Source organism: Xenorhabdus sp. IM139775 (assembly GCF_028598745.1).
Lineage (GTDB): Bacteria > Pseudomonadota > Gammaproteobacteria > Enterobacterales > Enterobacteriaceae > Xenorhabdus.
In genome coordinates, this window is the sequence record NZ_JAQRFK010000016.1 from 26,291 (window position 1) to 44,971 (window position 18,681).

The 18,681-nt window shown below is 42.9% G+C and carries 18 protein-coding genes; 15 read left to right on the forward strand and 3 right to left on the reverse strand.

From position 1 onward, the window contains the following. Window positions 1-8: 8 nt before the first annotated feature. The 3 genes from rlpA (at window position 9) to ybeD (ending at window position 2,752) form a co-directional block, all read left to right on the forward strand. Window positions 9-968 (forward strand): endolytic peptidoglycan transglycosylase RlpA, encoded by a 960-nt coding sequence (gene rlpA, locus PSI17_RS05730; RefSeq protein ID WP_273551050.1) that lies wholly within the window; start codon window positions 9-11, stop codon window positions 966-968. A gap of 198 nt (window positions 969-1,166) precedes the next feature. Next, window positions 1,167-2,375: a D-alanyl-D-alanine carboxypeptidase DacA gene (gene dacA, locus PSI17_RS05735; protein WP_273551051.1), complete on the forward strand. Its 1,209-nt coding sequence runs from the start codon at window positions 1,167-1,169 to the stop codon at window positions 2,373-2,375. Window positions 2,376-2,488: 113 nt separating this feature from the next. Further along, window positions 2,489-2,752 (forward strand): DUF493 family protein YbeD, encoded by a 264-nt coding sequence (gene ybeD / locus PSI17_RS05740; protein WP_273551052.1) that lies wholly within the window; start codon window positions 2,489-2,491, stop codon window positions 2,750-2,752. A 181-nt stretch (window positions 2,753-2,933) separates the two neighbouring features. Here the strand turns inward: ybeD and PSI17_RS05745 are convergent, their stop codons facing one another. Next, window positions 2,934-4,394: a TrkH family potassium uptake protein gene (locus PSI17_RS05745; protein ID WP_273551053.1), complete on the reverse strand. Its 1,461-nt coding sequence runs from the start codon at window positions 4,392-4,394 to the stop codon at window positions 2,934-2,936. A 170-nt stretch (window positions 4,395-4,564) separates the two neighbouring features. Here PSI17_RS05745 and lipB point away from each other — a divergent pair, with 170 nt between their 5' ends. The 3 genes from lipB to crcB all read left to right on the forward strand — a co-directional run bounded on the left by lipB (window position 4,565) and on the right by crcB (window position 6,701). Next, window positions 4,565-5,212, forward strand: a complete 648-nt coding sequence (gene lipB, locus PSI17_RS05750; protein WP_273551075.1) for a lipoyl(octanoyl) transferase LipB — start codon at window positions 4,565-4,567, stop codon at window positions 5,210-5,212. Between the two features lie 132 nt (window positions 5,213-5,344). After that, window positions 5,345-6,310 (forward strand): lipoyl synthase, encoded by a 966-nt coding sequence (gene lipA, locus PSI17_RS05755; protein ID WP_273551054.1) that lies wholly within the window; start codon window positions 5,345-5,347, stop codon window positions 6,308-6,310. Window positions 6,311-6,326: 16 nt separating this feature from the next. After that, window positions 6,327-6,701 carry a fluoride efflux transporter CrcB gene (gene crcB / locus PSI17_RS05760; RefSeq protein WP_273551055.1) on the forward strand — a complete coding sequence of 125 codons (375 nt, stop codon included), beginning with the start codon at window positions 6,327-6,329 and terminating at the stop codon, window positions 6,699-6,701. Between the two features lie 93 nt (window positions 6,702-6,794). Here crcB and cspE read toward each other — a convergent pair whose 3' ends face one another. Together cspE and PSI17_RS05770 are read right to left on the reverse strand one after the other, a co-directional pair. Then, the gene (gene cspE / locus PSI17_RS05765; RefSeq protein WP_273551056.1) at window positions 6,795-7,004 is read right to left on the reverse strand and encodes a transcription antiterminator/RNA stability regulator CspE; all 210 of its coding nucleotides are present in this window, start codon (window positions 7,002-7,004) and stop codon (window positions 6,795-6,797) included. Window positions 7,005-7,192: 188 nt separating this feature from the next. Further along, a complete protein-coding gene (locus PSI17_RS05770) occupies window positions 7,193-7,678 on the reverse strand; it encodes a methylated-DNA--[protein]-cysteine S-methyltransferase (protein WP_273551057.1) in 486 nt (161 codons plus the stop codon). A 1,267-nt stretch (window positions 7,679-8,945) separates the two neighbouring features. Between PSI17_RS05770 and proV the strand changes: the two genes are divergently transcribed. The 9 genes from proV to PSI17_RS05815 all read left to right on the forward strand — a co-directional run bounded on the left by proV (window position 8,946) and on the right by PSI17_RS05815 (window position 18,526). Beyond that, window positions 8,946-10,148 (forward strand): glycine betaine/L-proline ABC transporter ATP-binding protein ProV, encoded by a 1,203-nt coding sequence (proV, locus tag PSI17_RS05775; protein WP_273551058.1) that lies wholly within the window; start codon window positions 8,946-8,948, stop codon window positions 10,146-10,148. Next, window positions 10,138-11,202: a glycine betaine/L-proline ABC transporter permease ProW gene (gene proW / locus PSI17_RS05780; protein ID WP_273551059.1), complete on the forward strand. Its 1,065-nt coding sequence runs from the start codon at window positions 10,138-10,140 to the stop codon at window positions 11,200-11,202. Before proV ends, proW begins: the two co-directional genes overlap by 11 nt. 109 nt (window positions 11,203-11,311) lie before the next feature. Next, a complete protein-coding gene (gene proX / locus PSI17_RS05785; protein WP_273551060.1) occupies window positions 11,312-12,283 on the forward strand; it encodes a glycine betaine/L-proline ABC transporter substrate-binding protein ProX in 972 nt (323 codons plus the stop codon). Between the two features lie 266 nt (window positions 12,284-12,549). Then, the gene (locus tag PSI17_RS05790) at window positions 12,550-13,281 is read left to right on the forward strand and encodes an AzlC family ABC transporter permease (protein ID WP_273551061.1); all 732 of its coding nucleotides are present in this window, start codon (window positions 12,550-12,552) and stop codon (window positions 13,279-13,281) included. A gap of 7 nt (window positions 13,282-13,288) precedes the next feature. Beyond that, a complete protein-coding gene (ygaH, locus tag PSI17_RS05795; protein ID WP_273551062.1) occupies window positions 13,289-13,624 on the forward strand; it encodes an L-valine transporter subunit YgaH in 336 nt (111 codons plus the stop codon). 129 nt (window positions 13,625-13,753) lie between these two features. After that, complete coding sequence (mprA, locus tag PSI17_RS05800) at window positions 13,754-14,269, forward strand: transcriptional repressor MprA (RefSeq protein ID WP_273551063.1); 516 nt, start codon at window positions 13,754-13,756, stop codon at window positions 14,267-14,269. A gap of 243 nt (window positions 14,270-14,512) precedes the next feature. Next, window positions 14,513-15,742 (forward strand): multidrug efflux MFS transporter periplasmic adaptor subunit EmrA, encoded by a 1,230-nt coding sequence (gene emrA, locus PSI17_RS05805; RefSeq protein ID WP_273551064.1) that lies wholly within the window; start codon window positions 14,513-14,515, stop codon window positions 15,740-15,742. Between the two features lie 9 nt (window positions 15,743-15,751). Then, window positions 15,752-17,293 carry a multidrug efflux MFS transporter permease subunit EmrB gene (gene emrB / locus PSI17_RS05810; protein WP_273551065.1) on the forward strand — a complete coding sequence of 514 codons (1,542 nt, stop codon included), beginning with the start codon at window positions 15,752-15,754 and terminating at the stop codon, window positions 17,291-17,293. Between the two features lie 591 nt (window positions 17,294-17,884). Continuing rightward, complete coding sequence (locus tag PSI17_RS05815; RefSeq protein WP_273551066.1) at window positions 17,885-18,526, forward strand: hypothetical protein; 642 nt, start codon at window positions 17,885-17,887, stop codon at window positions 18,524-18,526. Window positions 18,527-18,681 lie beyond the last annotated feature (155 nt).

Here is an 18,681-nt window from a genome sequence, read left to right on the forward strand (position 1 = left end):
GAAGTTTCATGCGTCAACAGTGGCTTATACTTAGCGTCGTAGCAGTATTGATATCAGGCTGTACTATAACCGATAACGATCGGACATCTTCCCTTCCCCCAGTACCAACGCGTGATGTTTTGGGTGCTGAACCGCAATATGAACCTTATCACCCCAGCGCTAATCAAGACTATCAGCGGGATGGGCAAACCTATCACATCGTGCAAGATCTTGCCCACTTTACCCAAACAGGTTATGCCAGTCGATTCGGTGAAGAATCCAACGGAAAATTAACCGCGATTGGTGAACGGGCCAATCCCTACGCTTTAACGGCAGCACACCCGACACTGCCTATTCCAAGCTATGTTCGTGTCACCAACTTAAGCAACGGGCGCATGATGATTGTTCGGGTCAATGATCGAGGCCCTTACAATAAGCCGGGAAAAATCATTGAATTATCTCATGCGGCGGCAGAACGGCTCAATTTGATGCCGCAAAGCAAAGTGAAATTGGATGGTATTCTCGTTTCACCTGATGGTTCACTTTCCGGTCTGGGCACAGAAGGATCGACAATTGTTAAGCAGAGTTTCGCGTTACCTGAAAGACCACAACTGGTTTCTCAAGCCCTAACACTTCCTGCTACGACAGGCAATGCTGCCGACGAAAATACAGTGAAGCAGCCACCGGCTGAACAAAGCCTGGCTGAAAATAAGACAGACCAGCCTGTTACGCCGCCTGTAACGACATCACCTGCGCCTGAATCAATCAACGGTTACATGGTGCAAGTCGGTGCCGTCAGCGTTGAACAAAAAGCCAAAGAATGGCAACAGTCATTGAGCCAGCGCTTTAATGTGCAAGGGCGTATTACCCAATTTGGTAGCGTCTATCGCGTCCAATTGGGGCCGCTCAATAGCCGCCAGCAAGCGCTGGAGCTACAGAAAAAACTCACGGATCAGATGCAGCAATCCTCTTTTATTGTTGCCCCCTGATTTGTGAAACTTAATCGCGATAATAAATAGCATCATCAATAAATAGCATCATCGCCTGCTGGCATTAACGTATTTCATTCCTGCCAGCAGGCAGATAAAATCGGCTTCATCCTATTTTGTTTAATGTCAGCTTTTTTTTCATTTGTTATTATATCGTCTACTATCAATCCTTCTCTCACGGATGTTATCTAATCAATCATGAAATACATAGTTACTTCCCGTTTTATTAAAAGTGCCACTTTCGGCATTGCCTTGGCTGCCAGCATTTCTGCATCTGCCAACGCGGATGATAATTTCAAGACCATGATCCCCGGTGTACCAGAGCTGGATTCAGAGGCCTATATTCTGATTGATTACAATTCAGGAAAGGTGTTAGCTGAAAAGAATGCGGATATCCGCCGCGATCCCGCCAGTTTGACCAAAATGATGACCAGCTATGTGATTGGTCAGGCCATCAAATCAGGAAAAATCGGCCCTAATGATATCGTTACCGTTGGTAAAGATGCTTGGGCAACGGGTAATCCGATCTTTAAAGGCTCATCCTTGATGTTTTTAAAACCGGGTGACCAAGTGTCTGTCGCGATGCTCTCCCGCGGTATCAATTTACAATCCGGCAACGACGCTTGTGTCGCCATGGCAGACTTTGTGGCAGGCAGTCAAGATGCCTTCGTCAACTTGATGAATCAATATGTGCAAAGTTTAGGACTGAAAAATACCCATTTTCAAACCGTTCATGGTCTGGATGCCAACGGTCAATACAGCTCTGCCCATGATATGGCGCTGATTGGACAGGCTTTAATCCGCGATGTTCCGGATGAATACGCTATTTACAAAGAAAAAGAGTTTACTTACAACAATATTCGTCAGCCTAATCGTAATGGTTTGCTCTGGGATCAGAGCCTGAAAGTTGACGGTATTAAAACAGGCCACACCAGCGGGGCGGGATATAACCTTGTTGCTTCTGCGACCGAAGGCAATATGCGCCTGATTTCTGCTGTGATGGGCAGTCCAACTTTCAAGGGACGTGAAACGGACAGCAAAAAATTACTGACATGGGGCTTCCGTTTCTTCGAAACAGTTTCACCACTGCAAGTCGGTGAAGAATTTGCGTCAGAACCTATCTGGTTTGGTGATACGGATAAGGTTCAACTGGGCGTTGACAAAAATGTTTACCTAACGATCCCCCGTGGCCGTTTGAAAGATCTGAAAGCCAGCTATGTATTGGATAATACCGAACTACATGCCCCACTGGCTAAAAACCAAGTTGTTGGAACCATCAATTTCCAGCTTGATGGTAAAACCATCGAACAACGTCCATTGGTTGTAACGCAGGAAGTTAAAGAAGGTGGCTTTTTCAGCCGCATAATCGATTATATCCGACTGATGTTCCACCACTGGTTCGGTTAATCGATTGAAAGCTAGGTATTCAGCTTTATATTAATTAAACATCATTAGAAAATTATCACGCCACGGCCAATCAATCGTCATGATGCCGTGGCAAATCTATTTTAGGAACGCCCATGAAAACGAAATTAAATGAACTCCTTGAGTTCCCCTGCTCATTCACCTACAAAATAATGGGCTTGGCTCAACCTGAGCTGGTGGATCAAGTTATTGAAGTCGTTCAGCGCCATGCACCGGGCGATTACTCTCCAGTGGTGAAACCAAGCAGCAAAGGTAACTACCATTCCGTCTCCATTACCATTAATGCGACTCATATTGAGCAAGTTGAAACGCTGTACGAAGAGTTAGGTAATCTGGAACTGGTACGCGTTGTACTGTAATGTTGAACTGTAATGTTGAACTGTAATTGTGTTTACTGTCTTAACACGTATTACGATTTTGGCACCATGCTTGGCACCCTGCGCTGATCGACAAATCAGCGCATTAATCAGTGAAAAAAAACAAACAAGTAAATAGCCGCAAAGTGGCAGGAAAAGGGACGGATACAACGCAATCGTTCACTCAAAAACGCCAAAACGCTTTTGAGCATAAAATCAATATTGGGTAAATTTCCAGCCTTCCCAATAGCATAGCTGCGCACATCATCCATTTTGCTATCGGGTCAAGATCACCGAAGCCTTGTGCCGTCACACCATAGCCTATCCCCATGTTATTGATGCAAGCCGCAGCGGTGGCAAATGACGTCATAAAATCATAACCGAGCAAGTTCAAGGCCCAGATAAAGAAACAGCTAAAAAAGACATAGAGGAAGAAGAAGCCCCAAACAGAACGCAGCACTCTTTCCTGAACCACCGATTTGCCAACTTTAATCGTTGAGATGGCATTTGGGTGAATGAGCTGGTTAATTTCACTGACACTCTGTTTTGTCAGGATCATAAAGCGCAGGGCTTTAATGCCCCCACACGTTGACCCCACGCAGCCACCAAAAAAGCTCACGCCCAACAGCAGCAATACCGTATGGGGAGGCCACTGGGCGTAATCAGAGATCGACAAACCATTATCCGTCATCATGGAACTGGTCATGAAAAAGCCGTGAACAAAGGCTTCTTTCACGCCATACATGCCGGAACGGTATAATTCTATCCAGATAATGGCGACTATCGCCGCCAGTACCAGTAAGAAAAATTGCAGTTCAGCATTTTTTAGCAATGGTTTTAAACTCCTGCGCGTCAAAGCAACAAAATAGAGCGCAAAGTTGACCGCTGACAATACCGAAAAAATGCCCCCCACCATTTCAATGGCCGCGCTGTCATAATAACCGAGGCTTTCATTGCGGGTAGAAAATCCTCCTAGGGAAACCGTTGAGATCCCATGACAGACAGCATCAAACCACGACATTCCTGCCGCCCAGAAACTGGCTGAACATAGCCCTCCCAACAACAGGTATACTACCCACAGACTTTTGGCACTGTCTGCAAGCCGTGGGGATAATCGTTCTTCTTTGAAGGGGCCTGGCATTTCTGATTGATAAAGTTTGGCACCACCAATTCCCAGTAAAGGCAAGATAGCAACGGCAAGCACGATGACACCCAGTCCGCCGATAAAATTGAGTTGGGCACGATAGTAGAGCACGGAATTGGGCAAGGCAGAGACATCATTCAATACCGTGGCACCTGTGGTCGTGATACCCGAAATGCCCTCAAACATCGCGTCCACCAGATTGATGTTTAAATTTTTATCGAGCACAAAAGGCAGGGCACTGAGCAAAGAGAACAGCAACCAGAAGAGTACAATGATCAGAAATCCGTCCTGCGTACTGGGCTGTGCCTTGGTTTTACGAGTAAAGTACCAGCCGACTCCCCCTGTCACCAAGCCAATGACAAATGTCTCAAAAAAGGCAAAAACACTTTTTTCTTTATAAAACAAAGCCACAGAAATAGGCAGCAACATGGAGAGGCTGTAAAGGAGCACCAAAAAGCTACAAAGGTGCCCAACAATGATAAGTTGGTTTTTTTTGACCATCTGTTAGCTCAAACAGAGATTAAAGGGAAAATCATCAAGATATATAACCATGATAATATAAAATTAAAACATATTCGTCTAATTAACAATATTATTGCATTAAGGCATTCTCAAACTGGTGGGAATCATTTTACGGCGTTATACTGACGGGCACTTTTTGTTAACGAATGATGAAATTCCCATTGCAACATAACACCGTTATCTTACGCCAGTTAGGTATTCAGCCCTATGAACCGGTTTCAGATGCCATGCACCAGTTCACCGAGCAACGTACTGTAGAAACACCTGATGAAATCTGGCTTGTCCAACATGAAAAAGTATTTACGCAAGGTCAGGCCGGCAAAACCGAGCACATACTTGCAGCCGGTGATATCCCGGTCATCCAGTCAGATCGGGGAGGACAGGTGACTTATCATGGCCCCGGACAGCAGGTCATGTACGTTTTGATTGACTTGAAGCGGGCAAAAATTGGGGTTCGCCAATTGGTCACTTCGATTGAGAATACGGTGATCGAAACATTGGCACATTTCGGCGTGGAAGCGTATGCCCGCCCAGATGCCCCCGGCGTTTATGTTGCAGGTAACAAGATATGCTCCCTTGGGCTGCGTATCCGAAAAGGATGCTCTTTCCATGGCTTGGCACTGAACATTGCCATGGACTTACAACCCTTTTTACGCATAAACCCTTGTGGTTATGCCGGCATGCAAATGATCCAACTCAGTGACTTTGTCGCCGGCGTTACCATCGAAGATGTACAACCCGTTCTGGTGGGAAAATTCTGTCAGATCTTGGGATTCCAACTAATCGATACCTACTAATCGATAAAAGATGATATAATTTTTTAACAATTTTCAAAAAAATTTGAATGGATTTATCTGCCTCGATATTTTTCTTATCACCATCAGGCAGTAAGTCAAAATCTGAAGAATATAACTGGAACCAGCACGATTATGAGTAAACCAATTCAGATGGAACGTGGTGTCAAATACCGCGACGCAGACAAGATGGCTTTGATCCCTGTGAAGACAATCGCCACAGAACGTGAAGCACTCTTGCGTAAACCTGAGTGGATGAAAATCAAACTTCCTGCGGATTCCAGCCGCATTCAGGGTATCAAAGCGGCAATGCGCAAAAATGGCTTGCATTCCGTCTGTGAAGAAGCCTCCTGCCCTAACCTTGCGGAGTGTTTTAACCATGGAACTGCCACCTTTATGATCTTGGGTGCCATCTGTACCCGTCGCTGCCCATTCTGTGACGTAGCCCATGGTCGCCCGAATGCACCCGATGCCAATGAACCGATCAAGCTTGCGCAGACTATTCAGGATATGGGGTTGCGTTATGTCGTGATTACCTCTGTTGACCGTGACGATTTACGTGACGGCGGTGCGCAGCATTTTGCCGACTGTATCACGGCTATTCGTGAAAAAAGCCCCTCAATTAAGATCGAAACGCTAGTACCGGATTTCCGTGGCCGGATGGATCGGGCGCTGGAAATTCTGACCGCAACGCCTCCCGATGTCTTTAACCATAATTTGGAAAATGTGCCACGGGTTTACCGACAAGTTCGTCCGGGTGCTAACTATGATTGGTCGTTGAAACTACTGGAAAAATTCAAAGAATCACATCCAGATATCCCAACCAAATCAGGTTTAATGGTGGGATTAGGCGAAACCAACGCAGAAATTCTAGAGGTTATGAGCGATTTGCGCAGCCACGGGGTTACCATGCTGACTCTGGGGCAATATTTACAGCCAAGCCGTCATCACCTGCCAGTGCAGCGTTATGTCAGCCCTGCTGAATTTGACGAAATGAAAGAAGCCGCGTTAGAAATGGGCTTTACCCATGCTGCCTGTGGCCCGTTTGTTCGCTCTTCTTACCATGCTGATTTGCAGGCAAAGGGCGCAGAAGTCAAATAATCTGTTTGCCACCATCATGATGATGAATATTATTGCTGTATTTATTGGTGGTGGCTTGGGTAGTCTGCTACGCTGGTTCATCAGTCTCCGCCTGAACAATCCATCTTCGCCAATCGCCGTTGGTACGCTGACGGTGAATTGCATTGGCGCATTTATCATTGGGTTGGGTCTGGCCTATTTTAGTAAAGCCACACATCTCGATCCGGTTTGGCGGCTAATGCTGACGACCGGTTTTTGCGGCGGGCTGACAACCTTTTCCACTTTTTCTGCGGAAGTCATTTATTTATTGCTGGCGGGAAAAACAGATTGGGCACTGTTCAGTATGCTGGCGAATGTGATCGGTTCATTACTGATGACCGCATTGGCTTTTGCAGTGATAAGCAAACTTTAATGATCTGATAAGGCTCTGAGAGTTAAAGAACTAGAACTGATAAGATAAAAAAACCCGTTATTAAAACGGGTTTTCAGAATGCGGGATTCGAAATTAGATTGCGACAACATTTGCAGCAGATGGGCCTTTCTCACCCTCAGTAATTTCAAACTCTACTTTTTGGCCTTCAGCCAGCGTCTTAAATCCATTAGTCTGAATGGCGGAAAAATGTACGAAAACATCTTTGCTACCATCTTCCGGAGTGATAAAACCAAATCCTTTAGATTCATTAAACCACTTAACGTTACCTATAATTTTTGACATCAAAACTTACCTTTATAAAAAGACACAAACTCAGTGTCGCGTACAGTACAACAAACAATATAGCCCACTGTCTGCAACATAGATCACGAAATGTATAACCGAATGTAAAAAAAACATACTTTCTGTTTAATTACACTGATCGATTTTATACGCCAATGGTGATTTCACAAATAAATTAGCGTTTCATTTTATTTCTGTTTACTTTTCTCCCTTCTGTCTTTTTCATGATTGAGTAGCCACCCTTTGATATCCAGCCCACCGGTATAGCCAACCAATTTACCGTCATGCCCAATCACGCGATGACAAGGCACAATCAATGAAATAGGATTGCGTGAATTCGCCATACCGACCGCACGGCAATAATTTACCGATCCCAACGTGAGGGCCAATTGTTTATAACTCCACATTTCGCCATAAGGAATGTGACAAAGCTGCTGCCAGACACGCTGTTGGAATTCAGTTCCCTGCATACTTAACGGAACGGTAAACGTGAGCCGCTTCCCTTTGAAATATTCCTGCAATTCTTTCGCGCACTGCTTGGTAATCACACTTTTTGATTCTAATTCTTTCTTTTCATTGACGAAATAGATACTGGTTACTCCTTCATCGTCCGCAGTGATATGTACATAAGGCTTGGGAAATCCTTCTGGAGTATTCAGGTAATGATGATACATAAACTACCTCCATTTAATTTATTATTAAAAATTTCTGTACTAGCCTAAGGCTCTCATTCATTAATTTGCAATGATGAATTCGGTTACACATCTGACAATTTGATAAAGAAACCATCGCGCCCTCTGATAATTAAAATTATGTCTCTGCCAATAAGTTATAACACTTTATTTTTAATGCCACCAATTTAAAAAAGGAAAAAACACCATATATAGATAAAACAATTATATTTTTCACCATATATAGTATAAATTTCATAAATAAATTATCTCAATAAAATATACATATGTTAGCTTTTATTATGACTCATTAATAGAACACCCAGAAATTTTACTAAACGTGTTATCATTTATGGTAAACAGAAACGACAATCAGGGGGACAATTTCCCTCAAAGAGATACACTACACTGCTGCCAATGGACTCAATGGTGCGAAAAAGCCAGTTATCCCTAATCATTAAAAGCGTTCACTGGCAAATTGTATGGAACTCATCGCCTAAGCACCCAAATACCCCTGATTCCTCCCCTGACCATTTTCTACCCTTGGGACGGCGAAATGATGAACCCGACCTCATGAATTTCAACTCGCAGTGTGTGACTCCATATAAATATTTAATGTTGTAATTATATATAATTTATGAAGTTTTTGCCTGTTTTGCAATTTTATGCCGATAAAGGCTAATATAAAAAATACTGACAATAAGAAATCCAAAATCAGAAGAAGAAGAAGAAGAAGAAGAAGAAGAAGAAGAAGAAGAAGAAATAAATATCTAACACCGAATTTCAATTTCATCCTGTGCCAATAAAATTAATATAAAAAACAATAAACATAGAAAACCCAAAAAAACACCCAAGACCCATATCATAATCCGAATCAAAAAAAATAAATCAAAATAATTCATGATAATAGATTTTTTTATTTTCCGAAAAATTTGCAAATAAGTTAAAAAACAAAGGTTATACGCCACTGAATAATATGGAAACCCACCTGACATTACGAAATAAAACATTTAATAACAAAAGGATGGGATAAATAAACACAAAAAAACAATCATTCCTAACATTGAATTTTATAAATCAACATCAAGAATTCACTTTCCCATGCCAATATTATGTCACGGGAAAACATCACTTTTTTATTAATGACCTTCAAATAAAGGGTTGTCAGCATATTTCATTATGTTAGGGTATATATTGGTAAAGTATCACTGGAGTAATTGAACGCAATATATCAACAACATATCATCAACAACAGGAAGATATTTATTCCATGACAATTAAACTTGAAGTTAAGAATCTCTATAAAATATTTGGCGATAGCACTGAGCCGGCATTTCAGTTATTAGCGTCTGGCTTCAGCAAAGAGCAAATATTTGAAAAATCGGGTCTTACCGTCGGTGTTCAAAATGTCAATCTGGCCATTGAAGAAGGCGAAATATTTGTGATCATGGGATTATCTGGTTCAGGTAAATCCACACTAGTACGCCTTCTCAATCGTCTGATAGAGCCGACCAAAGGCCATGTATTTATCGATGGCGAAGATATTTCTGCCATCACAGAAACTCAGTTACGGCATGTTCGCCGTAGTAAGATCAGCATGGTCTTCCAGTCATTTGCGCTTATGCCGCATTTGAATATTCTGGAGAATACGGCATTTGGCATGGAGCTTGCGGGCATTCCCAAAGAAAAACGCCATCAAACAGCATTTGAAACGCTGAAACAAGTCAATCTGGAAAGCTATGCCCTCTCCTATCCCGATGAACTTTCCGGGGGTATGCAGCAACGTATTGGGTTAGCCAGGGCCTTAGCCAACAACCCTGATATTTTGCTAATGGATGAAGCCTTTTCAGCCCTTGATCCGCTTATCCGTACCGAAATGCAAGATGAATTACTGCGCCTGCAAGGGGAACATCAACGCACAGTTGTTTTTATTTCCCACGATTTGGATGAAGCCATGCGTATCGGTGATCGTATTGCTATCATGCAGGGCGGTGTTGTCGTTCAGATCGGCACACCCGATGAAATCATGAATAATCCCGCTAATGATTATGTCAAAAATTTCTTCCGTGGTGTGGATATCAGCCATGTCTTCTCAGCAAAAGACATTGCCCGCCGCCGGCCGGAAGCCCTGCTTCATGTCGCAACTGGCTTTGATCCTCGCTCCGCGTTAAAAGTGCTGGATAATGAAGACAGAAACTATGGCTATTTGATCGAAAAAGGCCAGAAGTTTATTGGCGTGGTTTCCATTAACTCCCTGCAACAAGCATTGGCAGAAGAAAAATCCATTAAACATGCCATATTGGAAAAACCAACCGCCGTTTCAGCTGATATTCCGCTGAATGAATTGATATCCACGGTCGCGCAATCCCCCTGCGCGGTTCCTGTCGTCAGTGATAATAACCGTTATTTAGGTGTCATTTCCAAAGGAATATTACTACAGGCCTTAGATAAGGAGACACCCAATGAGCAATAACTTCCCACAGACAGTCACTGATCCCACCACTGGCAGTGATCCTTGGATGGACAGTGCCACGATTTCTCCCCCATCAAACCCTGATTGGCTAAATTCACCTGCAACCCATATCCCGCCTGAACATTTTAATTTCATGTCACCTTTTCAGCATAAGCTAATTCCGTTTGATTCATGGGTGACTCATATTGTTGATTGGGTTGTGGTACACTTCCGGCCTGTTTTTCAAATCATCCGCGTTCCTGTCGATTTTGTCCTCAGTGGCTTTGAACAATTCTTGACGACCTTGCCGCCCCCCATCACCATTCTATTTTTTGCGTTATTGGCCTGGCAGCTTGCCGGGGCGAGAATAGGCGTGGTTTCCTTAATTTCACTGATTATGATCGGCGCAATTGGCGCATGGTCAGAAGCCATGATAACCCTGGCCCTGGTGCTGACGGCTCTCCTGTTCTGCCTTATCCTTGGGCTTCCCATTGGGATTGGCCTGGCCCGCAATGAACGGCTAGCCAACCTTGTTCGCCCCTTACTGGATGCAATGCAAACCACGCCTGCTTTTGTTTATCTGGTTCCCATCGTGATGCTGTTTGGCATCGGTAATGTTCCCGGCGTCATGGTCACCATTATTTTTGCTTTGCCTCCCATTATTCGCCTGACAATTCTGGGCATAAAACAAGTCCCAGCCGATTTAATTGAAGCCGCCAGATCATTTGGTGCAAGCCCGCGGCAGATGTTGTTCAAAGTTCAACTTCCGCTGGCGATGCCAACTATTATGGCAGGGGTGAATCAAACATTGATGTTAGCCCTTTCCATGGTCGTCATTGCTTCCATGATTGCGGTTGGCGGCTTGGGACAGATGGTATTGCGCGGTATTGGCCGCCTTGATATAGGATTGGCAGCCATTGGCGGCACAGGGATCGTCATTCTTGCCATTATCCTTGATCGTCTGACTCAATCTCTGGGGAAAAACCATCGCACCCGAGGAGGGTACTGGTATCACTCCGGGCCAATAGGGTTACTTAGCCTGCTTTTTTTAAAAAAATCATGCCAGTCGAAATAATCCCAAACAAGGCTATCCGATCTGGCAACAAAAGGAGAAAACCCTCATGCACATAATCACCTTATGCAAAAAAACGATGAATAAGAGGATCATTTTCGGCGCACTCTTAATGGCATTCATAAATCTTTCCTTATCACCTGCGGCATCTGCGACTGAACTTCCGGGCAAAGGTATCAGTGTGCAACCGCTACAAAGTACACTCAGTGAAGAAACATTTCAGACGTTGATTGTCTGCAAGGCCTTAGAAAAACTCGGCTATGACGTCAAACCGATCAAGGAGGTTGATTATAACGTCGCTTATACTTCCATCGCTTCTGGTGATGCCACATGGATGGCCGTCAATTGGGTACCGCTCCATAATGCCCCATACAAAGCGGCAGGAGGGGATAAGGTCTTCTATCGCAAGGGAAATTATGTCGTCAATGCGGCACAAGGGTATCTGATTGATAAAAAAACAGCCGAAAAATACCACATCGCCAATATCGCCCAATTAAAAGATCCTAAACTGGCCAAACTGTTCGATAGTAATGGCGATGGGAAAGCCGATTTAACCGGCTGTAATCCCGGGTGGGGATGTGAAAAAGCGATCAACCATCAATTGAATGCGTATGGATTGAAAAATACCGTGAAACATAATCAGGGCAATTATGCTGCCATGATGGCTGATACGATTGCCCGTTATCGGGAAGGTAAATCGATCCTCTATTATACTTGGACGCCTTACTGGGTGAGTGATGTACTGAAACCCGGCAAAGATGTTATCTGGCTTCAGGTACCCTTCTCTGCCCTTGGTGAGGGAGAAACAATCGATACTCAGTTGCCTAACGGCCGTAACTATGGGTTCCCTCCCAGTACCATGCATATCGTGGCAAACAAAGTCTGGGCAGAAAAAAACCCGGCGGCGGCGAAACTTTTTGCGGTTATGACCTTACCGATTGCTGATATCAATACGCAAAATCAGAATATGCATAGCGCTAAAAGTTCAGAAGCTGATATTGAACGTCAGGCTGAGGGCTGGATCAGATCGCATCAGAAAACGGTAGAAAGTTGGCTAAAAGCAGCCAGAAAAGCCGCGAATTAAAACATAAATTCATTTTCCTTCCACCCTGTACAGATAGCCGTGCAAACGTTAACAAAAATTCACGGCTATCTCCCCCTACTCTGCTGTCACCGCTAATCCCTTTGTTCTCAATGAAGTTATTTAACTAATTTATCTATTTCATATTTTCACTTTCGCCATATTTTGTTAAGGTTGTTTCATCTGTTAACAAAAAAATAAAATATTACATGCCAATGCCTGATAAATCTGCACCTGATATACCCGTATCTGACATATCAGAATCCGAGATGCCTCTACCAAACAAGGTTTCTTCATTTAAAGAAGGTATTTTTGACAGTCTCCCTATCGCCATTGGCTATATTCCCATTGCTTTTGCATTTGGCTTAAGCGCCACGAAACTGGGATTTACGCCCCTAGAAGCCATATTTTTTTCATGTGTGATTTATGCCGGAGCCAGCCAATTTGTTATCACGGCTTTACTGGGTGCAGGAATGTCATTGTGGATTTCAGCCCTGACGGTAATGGCAATGGATATCCGCCATATTTTGTATGGCCCTGCCTTACGTTATCGCATCAAACAGCAACTATCGAACAAAAAAACGGTGATTTGGGCTTTTGGCCTGACTGATGAGGTTTTTGCCGCAGCAACCACCAAACTCATTAAAGACCAACGGAGTTGGAGTGAAAACTGGATGGTCGCCATCGCAATATGCTCTTGGCTCTCATGGGTGTTGGGTACTGTAGCAGGTGCCATATTGGGTAATGGTTATCTGAGTTCTTACCCGGCCGTTGAAGCCGCCATGACATTTATGCTTCCGGCGCTGTTTTTAAGTTTCTTATTAGCTTCTTTCAAAAAACAAAATAGTTACTGTGTTATCGCTTCCTTATTAGGCGCTTTCGTGGGCATCACCTTTTTTTCAATCCCCATCGCCATCCTTGCGGGGATCATGGGTGGGTGTTTAGCCGCGCTTTTGCAAACGAAAAACGCACAGTTAAATAACAATACTTCACTTGATTAGTCCGTTTATGATTGATAATAAAATACTTTTTATCGGCTTGGTTGTCGGCGTGGCCAATTTTTTATTCCGCTACCTTCCCTTACGTTTGGGAAACAATCGCTTACCGACAGGAAAAAAGGGGAAAATAGGGATTATACTCGATAGCATCGGTATTGCCTCAATTTGCTCACTTCTCATCGTTTCAAGCATTCCTGACGTCATGAGAGAGCACAGCAAATTTTTTCCGACTCTAATTGGTTGCCTAACTATCTGCCTGTTCTTCTACAAGACACAAAGCATCATCATTTCAACACTGTCTGGTGCCGCCGTTTTTGGAATAATATTCAAGGTATTTATGAATTAGGTATCAATATTAAAAGAAATATGATGATAACAAATAACTATAATTGCTAAATTTAACTTTTAATATAGTATTTGTATGGTTTTTAACAGAAGTTACTTTACCGGTTGAAACTAATAAGGTATCTAAACAATGGAAAGTTCATTCACTCCCACAGAAGAGTTACTTAATTGCCGTGTAGCACAGCAAAAAAGTTTACCCTACCAAGAGATATTACTGACTCGCTTATCCATGCATGTCCAGAGTAAACTTCTGGAAAATCGTAACAACATGCTGAAAGCACAAGGAATCAATGAAACCTTGTTTATGGCTCTGATGATTCTGGATACCAAAGAAAGTCGTAGCATTCAGCCATCAGAACTGAGTGCTGCATTAGGCTCTTCCCGTACAAATGCAACCCGGATTGCAGATGAATTAGAAAAGCAAGGTTGGATAGAGAGAAAAGAGAGCCATAACGATCGTCGTTGTCTCCATCTTCATCTCACAGATAAAGGTTCAAGTTTCTTGAACAGTTTACTTCCACCTCAGCACGATTGCCTGATTAAACTTTGGTCCATCCTTGATCTTGAAGAGAAAAAACAGTTAGAAAATTTGATGAGAAAAATTCTGGGGCAATTAGATAATCTTGGGGATTGTTTAAGCAAGTAATTGCCCTTCTTTTGAAGAATTTTGCATTAAGAAAACATGTTATAGCAATATAATCTAAAAAAACTTTTCTGCTAGCCTGTATCATCGGATACTTCGTGTGGCTGGCTATTATCTTCCGATAATAATTAAATCCATATCGTTCGCCCCTTCCAGTAGTGTAAGCGCACACTACTGGAAGCATGTTTCGTCCTGTTGAAACCACACAAATTAATAATAAGTTAAGAACAAATACGGAGAATCTCCATGAGTATTAGTGAGAAAGAATCACTTCCGTCCAGCGAAAAAACGCTATCCTCAAGCGAAAAGCAATCCCCTTCAGAGGTAGAAAAAGAGACTAAAAAACAGCAACGCCGCCTTATCATGACATCATTAACGTTATTCTTCCTTCTGCTTGGGGCAGGTTATACCGTTTACTGGTTTCTCACTTTACGTTACCACCAAGACACTGATAATGCCTATGTCACCGGCAATCAGATACAAGTCATGTCACAAATGGCAGGCAGCGTCGTCAGTGTCAATTTTGACAATACTGATTTCGTGAAAAGTGGTCAGCCCCTTGTCCAACTCGATCCCCGTGACGCTGAACTCGCCTTGAAAAGAGCCGAAAATGAATTAGCCAATACTGTCCGAATCACTCATCAACACATGATCGACAGTAAAAGATATCAAGCCATCATTGAACTGAAAAAAATTGCGCTTAGAAAGGCCCAACATGATCTTAACCGAAGAGAAATATTGGGAACTCAGGACTTGATTGGCAAAGAAGAACTGCAACATATGCGCGAAGCTGTTTCTGCTGCCCAAGCTGAGCTGGATGTCGCAATCGCCCAATACCAAAGCAACCAAGCCATTATTCTGGATACGCCGCTGGAAAAACAACCCGCCATCGAAAAAGCCGCTTCTGGTGTTCGTGATGCCTGGCTTGCCTTGCAGAGAACCCATATTGTCAGCCCGGTTGATGGTTATGTCGCTCGCCGCAGCGTTCAGGTCGGTTCCCGTATCAATTCAGGAACCCCATTGATGGCGATTGTGCCTGCCAACAATATGTGGATTGAAGCGAATTTCAAAGAAACTCAGTTGGCAAATATGCAGATTGGACAACCCGCTAAAATCATCAGCGATTTTTATGGTGCTGATGTCGTCTATACTGGCAAGGTTACAGGAATTGATATGGGAACCGGCAGCGCCTTTTCCCTATTACCCGCGCAAAATGCCAGCGGAAACTGGATTAAGGTTGTGCAACGTCTGCCAGTCCGTATTGAGCTTGATCCTGAACAATTAAAACAGCATCCCCTGCGAATTGGCCTATCAACAAAAGTTACCGTAGATACAGCAAACAGTAATGGAACTGTCGTGGCAGCCAGCGAACGCACCCTCCCCGCCTATCATACCAATGCCTTAACAATAGATATGGCACCTGCAAACAAAATAGTTACTGACGTTATTAATAGTAACTCAGGGAACAAATTTTAAGGGGGAGTCATGGTAACAAGAGAACCATTTACAGGGGCGAAACTCGTCTTTCTGACCCTTTCACTTTCCATGGCAACGTTCATGCTTGTTCTCGACTCGACCATTGCCAACGTCGCCATACCGACGATTGCCGGTAATTTAGGTGCGTCAATCTCACAAGGAACCTGGGTAATTACCTCTTTTGGTGTCGCAAACGCAATTTCCATTCCAATTACCGGTTGGCTGGCGAAACGCATTGGTGAAGTGAAATTGTTGCTCTGGTCTACCGCGATTTTTACTCTGTCATCTTGGTTGTGTGGTCTTTCCAGCAGCCTCAGCATGTTGATTTTTTTTCGTGTGATGCAAGGATTGGCCGCAGGTCCGGTCATCCCGCTGTGCCAAAGTTTGTTGCTGAATAACTATCCACTGGCAAAACGGAACATGGCATTGGCGCTGTGGTCAGTCACGATTGTTGTGGCTCCCATCTGCGGGCCTATCCTTGGCGGCTATATCAGTGATAACTACCATTGGGGATGGATCTTTTTCATCAATATCCCGATTGGGATCGCCATTATCGTTGTCGTCATGCAGCTATTGCGTGACCGCGAAACCAAAACAGAAATCCGCCCCATCGATATTATCGGGCTGTTTTTGCTGGTGATTGGCATAGGCAGCCTGCAAATTATGCTTGATCAGGGCAAGGAGCTTGATTGGTTTAACTCCCCCGAGATTATTGTCCTTGCTGTTACTGCCGTTATCGCACTTATTTTCCTGATCATATGGGAACTGACCGATGATCATCCGATAATCGATCTGTCCCTGTTTAAGCAACGCAATTTTTCCATTGGGACACTGAGTATCAGTCTCGGTTTCATGATGTACTTTGGTACGATTGTTTTATTGCCGCAACTCTTACAAGAAGTTTTCGGTTATACCGCAACTTGGGCTGGCTTTGCGGCCGCACCTGTAGGATTGCTGCCCCTGTTACTGTCACCGGTTATTGGCAAATTTGGTCATAAAATAGACATGCGCTATATCGTGACATTCAGTTTTATCACTTATGCTATTTGCTTCTATTGGCGGACATATACCTTTGAGCCGGGCATGGATTTTGCTGCCGTTGCATGGCCTCAGTTTGCTCAGGGACTGGCCATGGCATGTTTCTTTATGCCATTGACAACCATTACATTATCCGGGTTAACGCCAGAACGCATGGCTTCAGCGTCCAGTCTGTCAAATTTTACCCGTATATTGTCAGGTTCAATTGGAACATCTATCACAACCACAATGTGGACACAGCGTGAATCCATGCACCACTCACATCTTACTGAATACATCAATCCATATAACCCTAATTATCAGCAAGTACATCAGCAATTGGCCCAATTGGGCATGAATGATGCACAAATATCAGCTTATCTGGCAAAACAGATCACGCATCAAGGGTTAATTATCTCTGCCAATGAAATATTCTGGCTTTCAGCAGGTATTTTCCTGATATTGACGTTATTGATCTGGCTGGCAAAACCTCCGTTTTCTGCCGGCGGTAAAGATCACGGGGGAGCGCATTAAACTGATTACCTTTAAATCTATTGAGGATACTGACTTTAACGGGAGTATTTTTTACTCCCGTTACGCAAAGTAGGTCAATTTATGGTTACCACATTTATTATATAAATTCAGGCTTTCCCAATAATAAATATGAAAGATAATAAACTGCTTTCGCTTTACTAAATATGATTTAAAGTTCATAGAGGATATATTACAACAATGTTAATAACCTAAATAGAAAATATTATAGATTACATTATTTTTCAAACAATCACCCTTCCACCCAGATAACATGCACCTGTCATTTAAATATTCATTATCATATGATAATTTAACACAATAAAATATGAACAACAGCTCCAGTTAAAAATATTGACAATAGCCTGCTTATGCGATTAATTAATATGTAGAAAAATAGTTAATGTTTAACTTTCTTTCTGATTACATCATCAATTCGCATGTATTTTAAAAATACGGAAAATTTAGCTGTTCTAATTTATTTCTTGCAATAAAAAAAGCACATAATATATTCATCTAATCTTATTTATCAGATGCTGTATCATTATCTGTCAAGATAATTACCGATACAGTAATACCATTTAGGAGAAGATCATGCAAAAAGTTACTGCTCAAACTTCCGATTCACGTCATATTATTGATGCTGAGATGGTGAGCCAAAATGAACTGCGTCGTATATCTGACAATGCCGATGCTATTCGTGCTAAAGGAATGGAACTGACCGATTCGTGGGAAGGTGTCATGTTCGCTCTACTTCCTGAAAAAATGGAGAATGTCGCCCTGATCCTTGGTTTCATTCCAGAAGTATCCAGTAAGATCCACCATGAAATTAAGTCACTCGCCTATGCCAAAATTCAATCCCTGAAAGGCTCAGAATCACTTGCCACCATGCATAACATGGATATTAGCCTTCTCGCACTCCGGGGAGTGACAGACTTTGATCATGCTTTATCTCACGTTAATGATACTAATCTGGAAGCAATTCTGGATGACAACCAAGATATATTCCAAAAAATCCGTACCGCGTTTTCCTCATATGAAACACAAATGAATTTTAGACCCGAAACGGCCTCTGCTGTGCTTAAATCTTTGGGTGCAAATATCTCACCTGAACTGCTTTATAAAATCTGTACAAAATACCATACAACATCGGTTATCGACCTTGAAAATCGCAAAGGGGTTTCTACCGAGTTTATTCGTTGTGTCACCTTAACATTGGGTACGACGATTTGCTAAAAGCATTAACTGTATGCTGGTTCTTATTTTCTCAAGAACTGGCATATTTGCGTTTTTATCAAGGATAAGCAAACTGACATACCCAAAAACCCCACTTTTAAGCACAGCCTGTTAAATTGAACCTAAATTCAAGAAATTTTATTTTCAGTGGGGTT

Bases quoted from the DNA above. Each gene is read 5' to 3' on its own strand.
- rlpA (WP_273551050.1), top strand. From the start codon at position 9: ATGCGTCAACAGTGGCTTATACTTAGCGTCGTAGCAGTATTGATATCA.
- dacA (WP_273551051.1), top strand. From the start codon at position 1,167: ATGAAATACATAGTTACTTCCCGTTTTATTAAAAGTGCCACTTTCGGC.
- ybeD (WP_273551052.1), top strand. From the start codon at position 2,489: ATGAAAACGAAATTAAATGAACTCCTTGAGTTCCCCTGCTCATTCACC.
- PSI17_RS05745 (WP_273551053.1), bottom strand. From the start codon at position 4,394: ATGGTCAAAAAAAACCAACTTATCATTGTTGGGCACCTTTGTAGCTTT.
- lipB (WP_273551075.1), top strand. From the start codon at position 4,565: ATGAAATTCCCATTGCAACATAACACCGTTATCTTACGCCAGTTAGGT.
- lipA (WP_273551054.1), top strand. From the start codon at position 5,345: ATGAGTAAACCAATTCAGATGGAACGTGGTGTCAAATACCGCGACGCA.
- crcB (WP_273551055.1), top strand. From the start codon at position 6,327: ATGATGATGAATATTATTGCTGTATTTATTGGTGGTGGCTTGGGTAGT.
- cspE (WP_273551056.1), bottom strand. From the start codon at position 7,004: ATGTCAAAAATTATAGGTAACGTTAAGTGGTTTAATGAATCTAAAGGA.
- PSI17_RS05770 (WP_273551057.1), bottom strand. From the start codon at position 7,678: ATGTATCATCATTACCTGAATACTCCAGAAGGATTTCCCAAGCCTTAT.
- proV (WP_273551058.1), top strand. From the start codon at position 8,946: ATGACAATTAAACTTGAAGTTAAGAATCTCTATAAAATATTTGGCGAT.
- proW (WP_273551059.1), top strand. From the start codon at position 10,138: ATGAGCAATAACTTCCCACAGACAGTCACTGATCCCACCACTGGCAGT.
- proX (WP_273551060.1), top strand. From the start codon at position 11,312: ATGGCATTCATAAATCTTTCCTTATCACCTGCGGCATCTGCGACTGAA.
- PSI17_RS05790 (WP_273551061.1), top strand. From the start codon at position 12,550: ATGCCTCTACCAAACAAGGTTTCTTCATTTAAAGAAGGTATTTTTGAC.
- ygaH (WP_273551062.1), top strand. From the start codon at position 13,289: ATGATTGATAATAAAATACTTTTTATCGGCTTGGTTGTCGGCGTGGCC.
- mprA (WP_273551063.1), top strand. From the start codon at position 13,754: ATGGAAAGTTCATTCACTCCCACAGAAGAGTTACTTAATTGCCGTGTA.
- emrA (WP_273551064.1), top strand. From the start codon at position 14,513: ATGAGTATTAGTGAGAAAGAATCACTTCCGTCCAGCGAAAAAACGCTA.
- emrB (WP_273551065.1), top strand. From the start codon at position 15,752: ATGGTAACAAGAGAACCATTTACAGGGGCGAAACTCGTCTTTCTGACC.
- PSI17_RS05815 (WP_273551066.1), top strand. From the start codon at position 17,885: ATGCAAAAAGTTACTGCTCAAACTTCCGATTCACGTCATATTATTGAT.